15 protein-coding genes are annotated in these 15,713 nt (G+C 41.1%); 7 read left to right on the forward strand and 8 right to left on the reverse strand.

The window, feature by feature from the left end:
• The first annotated feature begins 16 nt into the window (after nucleotides 1-16).
• The 4 genes from DQW11_RS06570 to DQW11_RS06580 all read left to right on the forward strand — a co-directional run bounded on the left by DQW11_RS06570 (nucleotide 17) and on the right by DQW11_RS06580 (nucleotide 3,534).
• Complete coding sequence (locus tag DQW11_RS06570; protein WP_113923272.1) at nucleotides 17-1,537, forward strand: eCIS core domain-containing protein; 1,521 nt, start codon at nucleotides 17-19, stop codon at nucleotides 1,535-1,537.
• Between the two features lie 209 nt (nucleotides 1,538-1,746).
• Nucleotides 1,747-1,875, forward strand: coding sequence for a hypothetical protein (locus DQW11_RS22530; protein WP_262511050.1), 129 nt, complete (start codon nucleotides 1,747-1,749; stop codon nucleotides 1,873-1,875).
• The gene (locus tag DQW11_RS06575) at nucleotides 1,872-2,645 is read left to right on the forward strand and encodes a hypothetical protein (RefSeq protein ID WP_157966061.1); all 774 of its coding nucleotides are present in this window, start codon (nucleotides 1,872-1,874) and stop codon (nucleotides 2,643-2,645) included. Before DQW11_RS22530 ends, DQW11_RS06575 begins: the two co-directional genes overlap by 4 nt.
• A 553-nt stretch (nucleotides 2,646-3,198) precedes the next feature.
• Nucleotides 3,199-3,534, forward strand: coding sequence for a zinc ribbon domain-containing protein YjdM (locus DQW11_RS06580; RefSeq protein WP_113923274.1), 336 nt, complete (start codon nucleotides 3,199-3,201; stop codon nucleotides 3,532-3,534).
• Nucleotides 3,535-3,669: 135 nt separating this feature from the next.
• On the opposite strand, the gene rpiB is transcribed toward DQW11_RS06580, so the two are convergent.
• The 3 genes from rpiB to glyA are packed head-to-tail and all read right to left on the reverse strand — an operon-like array spanning nucleotide 3,670 to nucleotide 6,243.
• Entirely contained in the window at nucleotides 3,670-4,107 is a 438-nt protein-coding gene (rpiB, locus tag DQW11_RS06585) for a ribose 5-phosphate isomerase B (RefSeq protein WP_113923275.1), read from the reverse strand.
• Entirely contained in the window at nucleotides 4,100-4,957 is an 858-nt protein-coding gene (tatC, locus tag DQW11_RS06590) for a twin-arginine translocase subunit TatC (protein ID WP_113923276.1), read from the reverse strand. The genes rpiB and tatC overlap by 8 nt, the downstream gene beginning before the upstream one ends.
• Nucleotides 4,958-4,974: 17 nt before the next feature.
• Entirely contained in the window at nucleotides 4,975-6,243 is a 1,269-nt protein-coding gene (glyA, locus tag DQW11_RS06595) for a serine hydroxymethyltransferase (RefSeq protein WP_113923277.1), read from the reverse strand.
• Nucleotides 6,244-6,633: 390 nt separating this feature from the next.
• Here glyA and DQW11_RS06600 point away from each other — a divergent pair, with 390 nt between their 5' ends.
• Nucleotides 6,634-7,473, forward strand: a complete 840-nt coding sequence (locus tag DQW11_RS06600) for an ABC transporter six-transmembrane domain-containing protein (protein ID WP_113923278.1) — start codon at nucleotides 6,634-6,636, stop codon at nucleotides 7,471-7,473.
• A 12-nt stretch (nucleotides 7,474-7,485) separates the two neighbouring features.
• Here the strand turns inward: DQW11_RS06600 and DQW11_RS06605 are convergent, their stop codons facing one another.
• From DQW11_RS06605 to DQW11_RS06615, 3 genes are all read right to left on the reverse strand, one after another.
• Complete coding sequence (locus DQW11_RS06605) at nucleotides 7,486-8,169, reverse strand: SGNH/GDSL hydrolase family protein (protein ID WP_113923279.1); 684 nt, start codon at nucleotides 8,167-8,169, stop codon at nucleotides 7,486-7,488.
• A 20-nt stretch (nucleotides 8,170-8,189) separates the two neighbouring features.
• Nucleotides 8,190-10,457: a TonB-dependent receptor gene (locus DQW11_RS06610; RefSeq protein ID WP_113923280.1), complete on the reverse strand. Its 2,268-nt coding sequence runs from the start codon at nucleotides 10,455-10,457 to the stop codon at nucleotides 8,190-8,192.
• Nucleotides 10,458-10,529: 72 nt separating this feature from the next.
• Nucleotides 10,530-10,892 (reverse strand): hypothetical protein, encoded by a 363-nt coding sequence (locus DQW11_RS06615; protein WP_232826699.1) that lies wholly within the window; start codon nucleotides 10,890-10,892, stop codon nucleotides 10,530-10,532.
• Nucleotides 10,893-11,038: 146 nt separating this feature from the next.
• On the opposite strand from DQW11_RS06615, the gene DQW11_RS06620 reads away from it, so the two are divergent.
• A complete protein-coding gene (locus DQW11_RS06620; protein WP_113923282.1) occupies nucleotides 11,039-11,413 on the forward strand; it encodes a UDP-glucuronosyltransferase in 375 nt (124 codons plus the stop codon).
• On the opposite strand, the gene DQW11_RS06625 is transcribed toward DQW11_RS06620, so the two are convergent.
• Nucleotides 11,410-11,640 carry a hypothetical protein gene (locus DQW11_RS06625; protein WP_113923283.1) on the reverse strand — a complete coding sequence of 77 codons (231 nt, stop codon included), beginning with the start codon at nucleotides 11,638-11,640 and terminating at the stop codon, nucleotides 11,410-11,412. The two genes, DQW11_RS06620 and DQW11_RS06625, sit on opposite strands and share 4 nt — an antisense overlap.
• Before the next feature lie 142 nt (nucleotides 11,641-11,782).
• Here DQW11_RS06625 and DQW11_RS06630 point away from each other — a divergent pair, with 142 nt between their 5' ends.
• Nucleotides 11,783-12,688: an AEC family transporter gene (locus tag DQW11_RS06630; RefSeq protein ID WP_113923284.1), complete on the forward strand. Its 906-nt coding sequence runs from the start codon at nucleotides 11,783-11,785 to the stop codon at nucleotides 12,686-12,688.
• 37 nt (nucleotides 12,689-12,725) lie between these two features.
• Here DQW11_RS06630 and DQW11_RS06635 read toward each other — a convergent pair whose 3' ends face one another.
• Nucleotides 12,726-15,710 carry an AsmA-like C-terminal region-containing protein gene (locus DQW11_RS06635; protein WP_113923285.1) on the reverse strand — a complete coding sequence of 995 codons (2,985 nt, stop codon included), beginning with the start codon at nucleotides 15,708-15,710 and terminating at the stop codon, nucleotides 12,726-12,728.
• Between the last annotated feature and the right edge of the window lie 3 nt (nucleotides 15,711-15,713).

The following is a 15,713-nucleotide window of genomic DNA, read 5'->3' on the forward strand; positions in this document are numbered from 1 at the left end:
AAAATATTTTTGAGAGATGGAAACTGTAAAAGAAAATAAGAACTCCCAGTCCAAGCCAAAGAGTCTTGGAAAGGAATCTTTTTTTCCGGCCTCTCATGTCCAGACCAAACTTCAAGTTAACCAACCCGGTGACAAATATGAGGTAGAGGCGGATCAAGTCGCTGAACAGGTAATTCAAAAAATCTCGGTTTCGGCAAGCGATACTTCCTCTACAAACCCAAGAAATGAAAACAATTTTAATCCGAAACCATCAAATTCTCCAGAAACAAACGCTCCAAAAACCCACGTTTCGTCTTTGATTCAAACCAAATGTGAGTCTTGCGAAACAGAAGAAAAAGAAAATCCTAAAGAGGAGGAAATCCAAAGAAAGCATGAACCTCATGTTTTCCTTCAGGCTGATAACAGTCAAGAATATTCCACCCTGATGGCCAAAAGACAAACTTCTGATTCCAATACAGTTTCCCCTCATACCACCGCCCAACTTTTTGCCTCTAAAGGAGGAGGTGATCCTTTGCCCAAAAATACCCGATCAGAAATGGAACGGGGCTTTGGTGTTGATTTTTCAAATGTAAGAACACACACCGGAGCCTCTGCTGTGGACATGAGTAAGAACTTGGGTGCACAGGCATTTACACATGGCTCAGATATTTATTTCAATTCGGGAAAATTTGAGCCCAATAGCCAAAGTGGTAAAAAGTTATTGGCGCATGAGCTGACGCATGTGGTGCAGCAGGGGAGTGGGATAAACCGGATGATAATGAGGAAAGTCGGCGGCAAAACCAAACTCGAAGAGTTTCAGGAAAAAACATATAGTTTGAAGAATCATCAGCCTTCAACAGGAACAGGGCTTTTTGATGTTTTTTTTGATCCATTTGGGGGTTATGGGTTTTTAATGTTGGATGTAAATTTGAAATTTGATTTTATAAATAGTGGGGCGGGAAATTATCCGAAAGCAAAAGCAGCTGATTTAAATTGGACTGATACAGAGAAAGAAACTTGGAAGAATAATTTTATTGATACGATTTATTTTAAATGGAGTCAAAATTTCAGCTTTCGCTCTACTGACCCAGATTTGAAAGGGCAAAAAGCTCATGTATATGTTAGCCCTATTGCCGTGGATACAAATTTTCATTATGTCGTAAACGTTAAAAAAATTCCTAAACCTAAAGAGCATGGTCCGGAGTCATCGGTGACAACGAGCTTGACAAAGGATAAAATAAATTCTGCAGAATTTGACTCATATGACCTTGAATTTGAATCAAAGGATCCAAAGGATTCAAGCATAAATGAAAAACAACAAGCCGCTACGCATGAATTTGGGCACATGCTAGGCTTAGGCGATGAATATGTTAGTCGTTTTACTAATACAGTTAGGCATTCTGCTTTGGTGCAGTCCACTCTTGGGCATACTGTCGTCAGAAGTAATAGCAATAATATTATGTCGTTGGGCGATACGATTGAGAAACAACATTATGTAACTGTCCTCGAAGCTTTGCAAAAAGTAACTGGAAATAATAAATGGGAATTCGCTCCTTAACCTTTGGGGTTAGCTCCGCTTTGTGGAATTAATAATTCCACCACTTTATTTTTTAGGAATGCCCCGCCAAGGATTCGCATAGTGCGTCTGGGGTTCATAACTCTTATTCAGAATTTTAAATTTTTAATTCATAATTGTCCTAAGACTATAATGCCTTTTCACCTGAAAAACTTATCTTAATCCCCTGAAAAAGAAAACATACTTTGTAGATGATTTTAAAAGTAAAAAAACCAACCTCCGTAACTACCAACCCAGAAAACCAAATCGATCAATTGGTTTACCAGCTTTATGACTTGACAGAGGAGGAGATTTGGATCGTGGAAGGGGGTGAGGGATGAATAATTACATAAAAGAAATAAAAGCAATAGCGATTTTTCTAAGTTTTATAATTTTTTCCTTTGGCATTATATACTTAATACAAACGTATGATCCTGATTATACATTTATTTTATATTTCATTGCTTACATAAGTTTTACAATTATTTTATCATTTATTGATGGACGAATAAAAAGTAAATTTTTTAAAAAGTTAGTTTTTTATATTTCAATGCCTGGAGCAATTTTGATTGTGATAGGAGTTTTGATTTTTCCTTTCTTAAATTTGATAAAAAATGCATTGATTTATTTTGTATTAGTTGTTGGAATCCCAATTTCCATATTTTCCATTTTCGAGTATTTGCAATTTGATTTTTTTTCTAATTCTGTCACTGCTGTGTATGTGAAATGGACTTTAACTGTTTTTATTGCAGTCTTATTTAATTTCCAAATAAGGAAATTTATTAATTTCATGTCCGAAAGTTCTTCTAGAAATTCTGAAAGAGAAATTAAAATTGTAGAACAAACAGACTATTTACTTTCTGAAAAAAACATCAAGTTCACTATTTATTCTATTTATTTTTTTGTAATAATATTTTCCAATATCTCTTCTTTTGAAGAATGGTTTCACCAAGAACAAATAATTAATAATAAAGCAATTGTGCAATCTTTTGTAACCTTTATAGCTTTTGATAGGGCTCTTTCGATTTTAAATACATTGGAATTTAAACCTTCTGATTTATTAAATAAAATAATAAAGTCTTCTTTAAATGCATTAAATAGAAAAGACTAAATCTAATCAAAGGCTGTTGCCCCAACTCGGCGTAGTCTATTGCCTTTTAGCTTTGAGGTTCAAGCATGCGTAGGGTGGAATTTGTAATTCCATCCCCTTATTTTTAGGGATTTAAAATCCCAATTTTGAGAAGTTCAATCCTTGGCTACTTCCCACTGAAAAAAAATCCTATGCCACTGAAATGCAATTCCCAATAACCGGGAGGCAGAACCATTTCATCCCTCCGGAATACTTCCCAAGTTGAGGGGGGTACTTCCGAAGTACCCCCTCCCACTTCATTACCTACCCATTTCACCTTTTTACTGACACGGGTCGCCTTTTTGCTGACAGCGGTCGCCTCGGAGGTGACCTGTCTCGACTATTTGGTAACCTGTGTCGCCTTTTTGGTGACACGTCTCGTCATTTTGGTAATCCGTGTCGCCTTTTTGCTCCTCGCTGTCGCCTCGGAGGTGACCCGTCTCACCTTTTTGGCTCTCGCTGTCAGCTTTTAGGCGACACGATGATTCTCTACCTTGATGTGTTAAAATAGCCAGACTTCCCTTACCTTCACCCCATGGAAAATCTACCCGCTTGCCCGGCCTGCAAATCTGAATATACTTACGAATTGGAAGGCAAATTTGTCTGTCCGGAATGTGGCTTCGAATGGGAAGCTGAGGAAGCAGTTGCTGAAGAAGGACTTGTTGTAAAGGATTCCAACGGAGCAATTCTGGCAAATGGGGATTCAGTGACCATTATTAAAAACCTACCCGTCAAAGGTGCTGCTCATCCCATCAAGGCCGGCACAAAAGTCAAAAATATCCGGCTTGTAGAAGGTGACCACAATATAGACTGCAAAATCGAGGGATTCGGTTCCATGGCCTTGAAGTCAGAATTTGTCAAAAAAGCTTGAGAAGGAAGTAGGAAGTCAGAAGTAAAAATTTCTAAGATTTAATGATCAAAACTAGAAATCTGGTGGCAGTGGACTGTCGACCGTGGTCGGTAGTCTCATAAAAAACATCCTCCCCATTTTCATGAGGAGGATTTGTTATTTACAGGCGATCTTATTCACCCTTGTGGCATGCCTGCCCCCTTCAAAATCTGTCGTCAGAAATATATCCGCAAGCTTGGCTGCCAAATCAAAAGGAATAAACCTTGCAGGCAAAGCCAATACGTTGGCATCGTTATGTTGTCTTGCCAAAGCTGCAAGATCCTCATTCCAGCAAAGTGCTGCCCGGATTCCCTGATGCTTATTGGCGGTGATGGCAACACCGTTGCCGCTGCCGCAGATCAGGATTCCCTGCTTGAATTCACCTGCTTCGATGGCATTGCACAGCGGATGGACAAAGTCAGGATAGTCTGCTGAAGCTGCGGTATATGGACCAAAATCTTTGACCTCATAGCCCGCTGATTCCAATACTTTGATGAGCTCGGTTTTATATTCAAAACCGGCATGGTCTCCTCCTATGGCGATTCCTTTATCCATTGTCTTTGTATTTCAGGTTGTCCTCCAATTCCTTCTGAGCCCTTTGCTTTTCCAATCTCTTGGCAACTAGGATCCCAACTTCATAAAGCACCAATATCGGCATGGCAATCAAAATCTGACTGACCACATCAGGCGGAGTAATCAAAGCGGATACAATCAAAATTACCACGATAGAGTGTCTTCTATAGGCTTTCAACATGGCAGCGGTGACCAATCCTGACATGGATAGGAAATAAATCACTACCGGAAGTTGAAACATGATGGCTGAAGCCAAAACAAGCATACTCAAAGTCCCTATATAGGAAGTAACGTCAAATTCATTGAGGATACTTGGATCCAATTGGTAATTGGCCAGAAAATTAATGGAAAGCGGCGCAAGGATAAAATACCCAAATGCAGTTCCTAAGAAAAACAGAAGACTCACAAAAAACACCGCACCGCGTGCAGCCTTTCTTTCTTTGGAATACAATCCAGGTGCGATAAACTTCCACACTTCCCAAAATATATAAGGAAATGCCACGATCAATCCCACGACCATACTAGAAGTCATGTGCATGGAAAACTGACCCGTCATCTGCCTACTTTGAATCGTAAACGGCAATTCATCAATACACAAAGGAGGAACAGATAATAAATCCGAAAGCTGACAAAGAACCCTGTAGGTGATAAAATCAACTTTGGAAGGTCCAAGAATGATTATCCCAAAAACAAACCCTTTTGCCAGAAATGCGGCTACTGAAAATATTAATATGGCTGCAGCCGACCGCAGCAAATGCCACCTCAACTGCTCCAAATGGTCCAAAAAGGACATGCCTTCTTCTTCCTCTTCTTTATACTGATCTAAGGCCACGTTTTTTTCTAAGAAATTTAATACAATGGAAACTGAACCATCCAGTCGTTGACTTCGGATTTTATTTTGGCCAATTCAGCCTCTTGGTCGTGGTTTTTTAGAGCTCGGTCTATCAACCCGACTATTTTGCGCATGTCTTCTTCTTTCAATCCCCGTGTGGTCACCGCAGCGGTTCCCACTCTCATTCCGGAAGTGACAAATGGCGATCTGGTATCAAAAGGGACCATATTTTTGTTGATGGTGATATCCACTTTGCCCAAAGTCTCCTCTGCAAGTTTTCCTGTCAGGTCTTTGTTGCGGAGGTCGATCAGCATCATATGATTGTCAGTACCACCGGAAATGATCTTATATCCCAAACCTACAAAAGTATCCGCCATGACCGCCGCATTCTTTTTGACCTGAAGGACATAATCCATGTAGTCATCAGAAAGAGCCTCTTCAAATGCGATTGCTTTGGCTGCAATGATGTGCTCCAAAGGTCCTCCCTGTGTTCCGGGAAATACACCTGAATCCAGCAAAGCTGACATTTTCCTCAATTCACCTTTAGGCGTCTTCAACCCAAACGGATTGTCAAAATCATCACGCATCAAGATCAATCCACCTCTTGGACCTCGGAGAGTTTTGTGGGTGGTGGTAGTCACGATATGGCAATACTCCAAGGGGTCATTCAAAAGTCCTTTGGCTATCAATCCTGATGGATGTGAAATATCTGCCAATAACAAAGCGCCGACTTGGTCCGCAATGTCTCTCAACCTCTCATAATCCCAATCCCGGCTATAGGCCGAAGCGCCACAGATCAATAGCTTTGGTTTAACTTCCAACGCCTTCGCTTCTACTTTATCATAGTCGATGACTCCTGTCTCTTCTTCTACACCATAAAAATGAGGTTGGTATAATTTTCCAGAAAAATTGACCGGCGAACCGTGGGTCAGGTGGCCTCCATGCGAAAGATCAAAACCTAAAATAGGATCTCCCGGATTTAGTACCGCCAAGAAAACAGCTGCATTGGCCTGGGCACCGGAGTGGGGCTGGACATTGGCCCAAGTAGCACCAAAAAGCGCTTTTGCCCTATCTATGGCAAGCTGCTCAATCTGATCCACAATCTCACATCCGCCGTAATACCGCTTGCCGGGAAGCCCTTCAGCATACTTGTTGGTCAACACGCTTCCTGCTGCTTCCATCACCTGCTTGCTGGTGAAATTTTCCGAAGCAATCAATTCAATTCCGGTTTTTTGACGGTTTTCCTCTTTGGCAATAAGGTCAAAAATGGCCTGGTCTCTTTTCATGGGGGGGTATTTTAATAGGTCGGCCAAAATTAGTTTTATTCGACGGATTATCCAATGAAATCAAGGAAGAATAGGGCAATCAAAATCAAAGACCCCTTGGATAATCTTAAAAATAGCAGCATTAACCCTTAAATGGGTATTAGGTCAAATTTTGATAGAATTTTTGTTAAAAAACCATTTTGGTTTTAAGTATTCCCCTTTCTTCCAAGGATACTATGGCCTTATCCAGTACAAAGTGAAAGGCTCCATAAATTTGTTTAAGCCAATGACCCCACTATCAAATATGGGTTTTTGACGCTATCCCTTTCCAAAGCCCTTTCTGTTAGAATATGAATATTTCTTAATTTTAAGAATTCCAGCATCAAAGCTTTTAAAGAACCTTCCATTTGTATGAAAAAAATTTTCCTCAGATTCAAAAACCGCCTTAGTGTGACTTTTGGGTTGTTGATACTTGAATCAATTGGAGAATTGCTTTTCCCTTTGGTAATTGGATTTGCGATTGACGACCTATTGAATAAAAGCTACGAAGGATTATTCCAATTATCAATATTGGGTTTTTTTACAATTTTGATAGGAGCCGTCCGACGTTTAATTGACTCAAGATTTTATGGATACATCTTTGTCAATCTGGGAACGGAATTAGCAAAGAGTCAATCCAAACTTTCTCCAAGTAAAAAATCGGCACAACTAAGTTTGCTAAATGAAATTGTTGAGTTTTTAGAAAATTCAATGCCATCACTTTTTACATATGTCGTAGGCCTATTTGGTACAATGTTTATTCTATTTAAACTGAATCTTCCGGTGGCAATTGGATGTTTGATATCTTCTTTCATCACGCTAGGAGTTTACATAGCGACATCCTCCAAAACTACCCGCCTAAATTCCGGGTGGAATGATGAGTTTGAAAAAAGAGTTGATGTTATGACAAAGAATAATGACGCTGAAACAGTACAGCATTTACAAAGATTTATGAAATGGAATATCAGGCTTTCAGACCTGGAAACTGTAAACTACTCACTTGCATGGCTTACCGCCATTGGTTTATTGGTTTTTACGGTTATGACGACTTCGATAGAATCAATAGAATATGGGGCGATTTTTTCGGTAGTCATGTATGTCTACCAATTTATAGAAGGCTATACAGAAGTACCATTGCATTACCAAGAATGGCTACGTCTTAGAGAAATCTCTTCAAGAATAAATATCAGCCTTGCCCAGAATAAAGGTTAAGGATTAAATCATTCAAATGAAACTTTTCAAGGTCTCAAATATCCTTTTTGCTATCCTTTCCATTCCCAAATCCCCCGGATGCCTGCCAACACTTTCATTTGCAAATAAGCCAATGGCCATATTTTCTTCCTTAAATCCTAAATCTGTTAGATGGACCAATTTCCAATTATTGGCCTGTGCTGACAAGGTCAGTTGCTGATTCACTTTTTGACTGTACCAAAAAGTAGTCGTTACGATAACTTCCATTTTCCGGCCGTTGGCAAGGTAATCAACAAATAACTTTATTGATTCAGAGAGCTCATTTCCGCTGATCTCAGCTTCTCCAATATTTTCTCCAAACCTGATAATGAGTATATCAGGATTAAAATCCCTGAGGTGTTCATAAAAAGAAAAGTCAAAGGAGGAAAAGCCCCTCTCAAAAGGGTAAACGTTTTCACTTTTTAAATTGGCCTCAGGTTTTTTTGATTTGACCAAAGATTCCAAAACAGAAAAATAATCTTTGCCCGGAGCACTTGCTGCCATCCCCCAATTGCCGTTCCATCCAATTTCGGGAGCCGGTGGATGCCAGGTGATACTATTTCCTATGGCTAATATGTTGGGGTCAGTTTTTGTAATTAAAGGGTTTTCTTTCGGTTCAATACATGCGTAAAGACCCAAAAAGAAAACCCAAAATATTACCTTGATATTTTTATTCATTCATGATTTTTATATTCTTATCAGAAAGGAATCCTCACATTCAGCGCGATATTCCTTCCCATTTGGTTGACTCCAAAAGGCCTGAAAAGGGATAAGTGATCCAAATAAGCTTTGTTCAACAAGTTGGTACCGCTGACATAGACGTCCATGGTGTTACTTCCTACTTTAAGATTTCCTCCGATATTCATCCCCAAAAGGAAATATCCCGGTGTCGCTTCCTCCAAAGGCGCTGCTCTTTCCTGGTCAAAAACCAAAGAACCCAATACACTGATGTATGGTTTTTGAAGAATTCCGATATCATTCAACCTGAAATCCACATTTTGGTTCCAACGGAAAGCAGGAATGTAAGGAAGGTAGCTAAGGTCACTTCTTCTCTGACCGATAACCATCGCATAAGAAGTCGACCCGCTGATCCATTTGACGGATGTCGGCTGGATGTCCAACTCTATTTCACCGCCATAAAGCCTGGCATCTGCCTGCTCAAATGACCAAATATCCAAATCTTCCTGCACTTCTCCGGTAGGGGCAAAGAAAATATAATTGTTGATGCTGTTGTAGAAAACTTCTCCGGAAAGCGCAAATCCTTTGCCGCTGTAACGGATACCAAAGTCAGTCTGAATGTTTTGTTCTCTTTCAAAAGATGCATTACCCTTTTCAAATCTTCTTGTTCCGGGATGGACACCGTTGGAAAACAATTCCGCCAAATCGGGTGCCCTGAAACCCTGAGCGATGTTTAACCTGAATCTCCATTTGTTGTCTGGTCTGAAAGTCGCTCCTCCACTGGTAGTCACACCGTCAAATGTCCTCTCAAGCTTCCTGTCCTCAGGTTCTCCCGGTAAGATAAATCCGAAATCAATGAAATGTGGAGCACTTGCATCTACATTCACTTTTCTGTAATCATACCTTATGCCTCCCTGGATCACCCATTTGTCTTTGTTATAATTCAATAAGCCATAGACAGATCGGTCGTCTTTTCTGGCATCAGGGATCAGAAATTCCAATGCATCATCGTAGTTGATGGTATTGAGCACAAAGCCCTGAACACCAAAAATCGCTTCCAAATGAGGATTAAGTGTCTTGAAGTACTTGAGGTCATACATGACATTGGTCTGGTTCAGGCCCAAATCCACATTGGCACCACCGGATTCCAGTTCCTCTCTCAGGTTTTTGTGCAAACCAAAAGTGGCTTTGAACTTGTCCTCACCCAAAAACACATTGGTCTCCGAGGAGAAAAAATGGTCCGTTACGTTTTGGTAAGGAACCTGAGTACTGCGGTCTCCCCTAAAAGTCGCCAATTCATCGATTCTGTTTTCATCGAGTATACCGAGCTTCTGCTTCATGTAAGTATACCGGAGTCGGGTATCTCCCCATTTTTTTTGAAGTCCCACACCTGCTTTGAGGTTTTGGGTATTGAACCTGGTATTGCCCATGGTCCTGCCATTTCCGTCAATGTAATCGGCATGGGATTCCAAGGCACCGTTCATGGACCAAACAAATCCATTTTCAGCAGCTCCTTTGACACCGACTTCAGATCGTAAACCAAGGTTATTGCTGTATCCCCGCAGGTTGACATAGCCATCTACATCACCCTTGGCAGCATCGTTTTCCTCAATGAGGTTCACAACACCTGCCATCGCCCCTGATCCATAGATCAAAGAAGCGGGGCCTTTGATCAACTCGACATTACCGATACCTGTCTCTGTCAATCCCAAACCATGGTCAGCTCCCCATTGTTGGTTTTCAAATCTTCCTCCCTGATATACTGACAACACCCGGCTGAATGAAAGCCCCCGGATGACGGGTTTGCTGATCCCGGGTCCCAATGAGATTTCATTGACTCCGGGAGTTCTGGTCAGGGCAGTCATCAGACTTGGTGAAGGCATTTTGAGAATTGCCATCCTGTCAACTTTTTCGATGCTGATAGGAGAGCTTTCCTTGCTCATGATATAAGCTCCTGAAATCACAACCTCATCGATATTGGTCGTAGATTCCTCCAATTGGATCACAACAGCCTTCCCTGCGGTACTTGGTCTCACGGTCTGAACTTGGGTGGAATATCCGATATAGGATATTTGGAAGGTGATGTTTTTTTCCGGTAGAGAAGTAATTTTAAAATTTCCTTCGAGGTCAGTTACTACCCCGCGATTGAGTTCGGGAACGAAAACTGAAACACCCGGCAAAGGTGAATTGGTGTTTTTATCAAGGACTCGTCCTATGATGGTAAGGTCTTGTGCTGCCAATACCCCAACTGAAATCAGGGTAAGGGCAATTACGAATAGTAGTCGCATTGCTTGAATTGCTAGAAAAGATGAATGGAAATGAAAATGGGTTGAGTCGGGATGAACTCAAAAGAATAAAAATCAGGCAATAGCAGGCGGACCCCGGTGGTCAAATCCAATCTGTAACCAGGTAAAAAATTCTGTTGAAGTAAATTTGGAATCAAAACTCTGATCAAATACGACCAATTCAGGTACTGGAACTTCAAATTGATAAACGATATAATCAGCATGTTCTATCAGATCCAGGATAATGAGTTCCTCTTCTGTATGTCCATGGTCAGGAAGTGATTCCTGTTCGTAAGTAAGAATCGGGTGGGCGTGGGTGATGATCTTCCCATTCAGCTCATGAGAGTGAAAAAACAACACGCCATTCGCCAAAATGCTGAGCATCAAAGCCAAGCTAAAATGACTGAGGAATGGGACTATATCGCGGAATTTTTTCACTTATCTCAATAATTCAAACAGATAGCGCAAATATATATAAGATTGTTAATCAAAAATTACCATTCATAATTTTATTCCCTGTCGAATTAAATTTTTAGAATAGTCTAAAAAACAACCTTTTGCCATATTTTGAGTAGTTTTCCGGTATGGTTGATTTCAGATTCAGACCCGAAACCTATTTTGAAGCCGAGCTTACATCGGTACTTTTGATAAGACTGGACTTTCCTGAAAGTCAGTGGGGGGAGGTAATCAGCATCTATGCCAACCTTTTGGATGGGATAATCCACTATGAAGCGGTGGATTTTTATGGCAATGACATCAACCTGAGTCCATCCAAAAGTCTTGAGCCCTTGTCTACTCAAGAAGTGATTTTTATGATCGAAACAATGGAAACAGATTGGGACAGTGCACAGGGGAATATGGGACTGACACTTTTGGGAATCCCGGAAGTGGAGAGCAAATACTATCCTGATCTAAAAAAATATTTTTCTGAAAAGAGGAAAGGATTTGGGTTGGATTAAAAATCCAGAATCGTCTCGTAAGCCCTGCTGAGTGAATGATAGGTTCTGAACCAATACTCATATGTCTCAAAAGAGATACAATCACTGATTTCCAATCCTTGAAAAGTCACTTTCTTGATGCTGTTTGATGGAAGCCAACTTCTCAGGTCATTGGCCTGATCGATGGTGAGTTGGGAGAGTTGGACGATTCTCTTTCCTTCAATTACCAAGGGGATCAATTTCATCATATCTGATTATTTTTCTTACAAATGAAAAGGAATCACTTTTGGAATTGGTTAATTATAAATTACGATTGTGTTAACTTTAAAATTTACTCCTTATTTTGATTACCAAAATTCATCCTGGTCAGAAGCTTTGGCACCTTAGTACATGGTAAACATCATTCTCATTGTTGTTTTTTTGCTTTTGGGCTTTTTCTTGCAGCGGTTCAAATTTGTTCCCGCAAATACCTCCAAGTACCTGAACAGTTACCTGATTTACATAGTCCTACCGGCTTTGGCATTGCTGTATTTACCCAAAATCGAATTGCGGACTGAGTTATTGTTGCCGGTGGCGGCGGCATGGATTGGATTTGGGCTTTCTTGGTTGATTTTTGGATTGCTTGGCAAAAAGTACAATTGGGGAAATTCCGTCACAGGATGTCTTGTGATTACAGCCGGCTTGGCCAATACCTCTTTTGTCGGAATCCCGATAATACAGGCACTTTATGGTGAGGAAGGCGTCAAAATTGCCTTGCTGATAGATCAGGCCGGGTCATTCATTATTGTCAGCAGCGTGGCAGTCATCGTGGCATCGATTTATAGTGTCGGCAAAAAAAGAAAGAGAGACATCACAAGAAAAATCCTCACATTCCCACCTTTTTTGTTCTTTTTGATCGCCTTTGGTCTCAACTTTTATGGACTTGAGGTAGGCTCAAAATTGGATTCATTACTTCAGCTTGTTACAGTTACTTTGACTCCTGTGGCCTTGACTTCTGTAGGATTGCAGGTAAAAATGGACTTTGCTGCCTTGAAGTCAAAGTTTCTCTGGTATGGACTTTCCTACAAACTTATTCTGATTCCTTTGGTGATTTTGCTTCTTTTCAAGTATGTGTTCCGATTGGAAGGTTTGATCCTGCAGGTATCCGTCATGGAGGCTGCCATGGCGCCGATGATTACGGGATCGATCATTTCCATCACCCACGACCTCGAACCCAAACTTGCTTCTCTCCTAGTAGGAATCGGGATACCGATTTCATTTTTCACTTTAGCTATCTGGTATTTTATCGTGGCCTAATAACCTTACCCCCAATAACAAATAACCAAATACCCAATTAATCCAGCTTCGTCGAATCCGGCTTGGCTGGTTTTGGCTTCAATAATCCTTTCAGGACTTTTTTGGCTTCGTCCACAGCTTTGGTTTTTGTCTCCTCTATTTTCTTATCGGCTTCTTTCTTGACGCTGTCCTGAACCATATCTGCTTTGAGTTTCAGTTCTCTTTTCAAACTGTCTTCTGCCGCTTTAAACTGTTCTGTAACTTCCTGTTGGATAATTGCGGTTTCATTACTTACCCTTGATTGGAGGGCTGTGGCCAGGAGGTTTTCAATGCTGTTACCGCCGGCCAAACCAACTTTAGGCGCATTGTAAGTGCCACCGAGCCTGATCGCTACAGGAATAATCGTGGATTCGCTGACCTCATTTCCTGAAATAGCTGCAAGAAGGGTATTGGCCTGTGCGCCAAACTTTCCGGCAGGAACCTGCATATTGACCAGGTAATTGATCGTCCCGTCAAATCCGGTGCTGCCTTGGATATTGGCCTGGTAATCCCACAGTTTGACATCAAAAGGCTTCACGTCAAGAACCCCATTATTGATTTCTATGGGAATAGAAAGGTTCTTGAATTGGATGGTATTGGTATCATTCAGCTTGGTAAGACTGGTTACACCTTGGATGATCGGACTGTCTTTCAAGGCGGCTTCGGCGATTTTCAACAGACCTTTAACATCCAGGGAAGAAAGAATCGGCATCATATCCTGTCCCAATTTTCCTGAAAAAGCCAAAGTGGAGTTGAAATTTCCTGTCAGATGCTGGGCAATCGGTGCAAAAGCCTTGATTGTATTGAAGGATTGGAAGGCTTGCGGAATGCTGAGGTTCGCAAGGTTCAGGTTAAAATCAAACTTGGGTTCTGACAAATCTGTAGGGTCATAGGAACCGTTCAGGGTCATTTGACCGCCCAATGTACGCATCGATGCATCAGAAAAACTCAGCACGCCATTTCTCAACAACATGTTTCCTTTTACTTCTTTCAAAGTGAGGTTGTCATACAAAACCTCCTGTGCAGCCACAGCCATAGAGAAATCGATGTTTTTTGGCAACTCAATGACAGTCAATGCGGCTGTGTCGGCAGCGGTAGACTCTGTCATCCATTCATTTACGTTGAATTTGCTTGAAGTCAGGCTAAGTTGTCCTTTCAGGGTCTCATTTTCATTGAGAAAATAATTCATGTAGTTGGAAAGAAATCCCGTCGCCTGAAGCGGACTTTGGCCAACCTGCGCATCGAACTTGCTTAGATTGATTCTGTCAGGGGAAAAATCCGCAATCGCCTGATCGATTTTGATACCTTGGGGAAGGTCAGTTGACGAAAAAACAAATTTACTGATACCTACATTGCCGCGGGTATCGAGTTTATTGTATCGGCCTTCCTCCACATCTTGGTATGAACCTTTGGTCTGAATATCTGCCTGTATTTTTCCTTCCATATCCATGTCTTCCATTGGGAAAATGGCAAGAATCTTACCCAAATCCACGGTTCCATTGACTGCGCCATCCCAGTTGAGTTGGGTAAAATCACTGATCTTCATGCGACCGTTGATGGATTCATCTTCCAAGACAAATCCAAATTGACTCAGGTCCACAATAAAGTCATTCATTTTTCCGGTGTTGTTTTGAACCGAGGCTGAAATGTTCAATTTGTCTATCGGCGCAGGATAATCGGCACTTTTGATGTAGGCATTGCTGAGCAATAATTTGGCATCGATATTTGGGATTACCTGTGCGACAGAATCATATTTTCCTTTGGCCTGTGCGTTGACATCCAATAATCCTTTCAGGGTCATTCCTTCGATTGGGAAAACAGAAGTCAGTTCCTCCAGATTCAGTTTTCCGACCAAAGCTCCGTCCATTTCATAACTCGTAAGGTTTGCCAAAAAGAAACGCCCAGAAATCGGATTGCTTCCAAAATCAAGGTTGAAGGTGGGGATATTGACGATGGTATTGTCCAGGTTGTCAGTTTCGTTTTTGACTTGCATTTCGATGTTAACATTACTCACAGGACGGGGAAGATCCGGATATTGGAACATCCCGTCTGCTACATTCAGTGATACATCAAAGGCGGGAAAGCTGGTTTCATTGTAAATACCTTTTACAAATCCTTTAAAATCCATGGTACCGGAGGTTTTCAAATCTGCAAAACTCTCCGTGTAGATACCAGGAACCAAAGACAGGATGCTTTTGAAAGTATTGTCTTTGCCGCCAAAGGATAGGTCAATTTCAATATCCTCAGCAGGCATCGCGATGAAACCCCTCAAATCAAAAAGAAAGTCATTGAGGGCATATTCCCCTTCACCGAAGGTAAACTTCATGTTGGCCATATCGATGTTCATGGTGGTCTCTCCCTTGAATTGCTTGTTGGTCAGATAGTGGATCTCTTCATAGGCTATGTCCCCGATCAGGGCGTCCATTTTAACAGGCAAATCATAGACATCTGCAGTAAAATCCCCACTTCCTTCCATATTGATGTTTCCCAATGCCATAAAATACTGCAAAGACCTGTCATCATAAATCAGGTTGAAATTATTCACCCGAATCAAATCAACTGCAACCTCGAAGTTGCTTTCTGCAACAGTGTCCTCCTCTGAGGGATAGGTGATGTCATAGTTGGCGGTGCCATCTTCCAAAACCTTTACAAAAAGACTACCTCCATCTAAATGGATTCCGGTGAGTGTAGGAATATCTCCAAACAACACCGACTTCAGATTGAAATCCACTTGGAGTTTGTCCATATGCACCAAAGTATCGCCTTGGAAAGGTTCATTGCCAACAATTCCAAATTGCTCTACTGTAGCGGAAATGTGTGGGAACCTTTTGAAAACGCTCAGACTGACATTATCGAAGTCATAGTAAACCTGCGCGTTTACCGAGGAGGCGATTTCTTTGTCGATTCTTTCCAATATTTTTCCTTTAAAAACAAAAGGCAAAGCAAGAAGAGAAACAAGTAAAAAAATAAAAATACCGAATATGATGAGCAGTGTTTTTTTCATGAT

It is taken from the genome of Cognataquiflexum aquatile, assembly GCF_003316845.1.
GTDB classification, from domain to species: Bacteria; Bacteroidota; Bacteroidia; order Cytophagales; family Cyclobacteriaceae; genus Cognataquiflexum; species Cognataquiflexum aquatile.

Coding starts and splice junctions, on each gene's coding strand:
- DQW11_RS06570 (WP_113923272.1), top strand. CDS start 17: ATGGAAACTGTAAAAGAAAATAAGAACTCCCAGTCCAAGCCAAAGAGT.
- DQW11_RS22530 (WP_262511050.1), top strand. CDS start 1,747: ATGATTTTAAAAGTAAAAAAACCAACCTCCGTAACTACCAACCCAGAA.
- DQW11_RS06575 (WP_157966061.1), top strand. CDS start 1,872: ATGAATAATTACATAAAAGAAATAAAAGCAATAGCGATTTTTCTAAGT.
- DQW11_RS06580 (WP_113923274.1), top strand. CDS start 3,199: ATGGAAAATCTACCCGCTTGCCCGGCCTGCAAATCTGAATATACTTAC.
- rpiB (WP_113923275.1), bottom strand. CDS start 4,107: ATGGATAAAGGAATCGCCATAGGAGGAGACCATGCCGGTTTTGAATAT.
- glyA (WP_113923277.1), bottom strand. CDS start 6,243: ATGAAAAGAGACCAGGCCATTTTTGACCTTATTGCCAAAGAGGAAAAC.
- DQW11_RS06600 (WP_113923278.1), top strand. CDS start 6,634: ATGAAAAAAATTTTCCTCAGATTCAAAAACCGCCTTAGTGTGACTTTT.
- DQW11_RS06605 (WP_113923279.1), bottom strand. CDS start 8,169: ATGAATAAAAATATCAAGGTAATATTTTGGGTTTTCTTTTTGGGTCTT.
- DQW11_RS06610 (WP_113923280.1), bottom strand. CDS start 10,457: ATGCGACTACTATTCGTAATTGCCCTTACCCTGATTTCAGTTGGGGTA.
- DQW11_RS06620 (WP_113923282.1), top strand. CDS start 11,039: ATGGTTGATTTCAGATTCAGACCCGAAACCTATTTTGAAGCCGAGCTT.
- DQW11_RS06625 (WP_113923283.1), bottom strand. CDS start 11,640: ATGATGAAATTGATCCCCTTGGTAATTGAAGGAAAGAGAATCGTCCAA.
- DQW11_RS06630 (WP_113923284.1), top strand. CDS start 11,783: ATGGTAAACATCATTCTCATTGTTGTTTTTTTGCTTTTGGGCTTTTTC.
- DQW11_RS06635 (WP_113923285.1), bottom strand. CDS start 15,710: ATGAAAAAAACACTGCTCATCATATTCGGTATTTTTATTTTTTTACTT.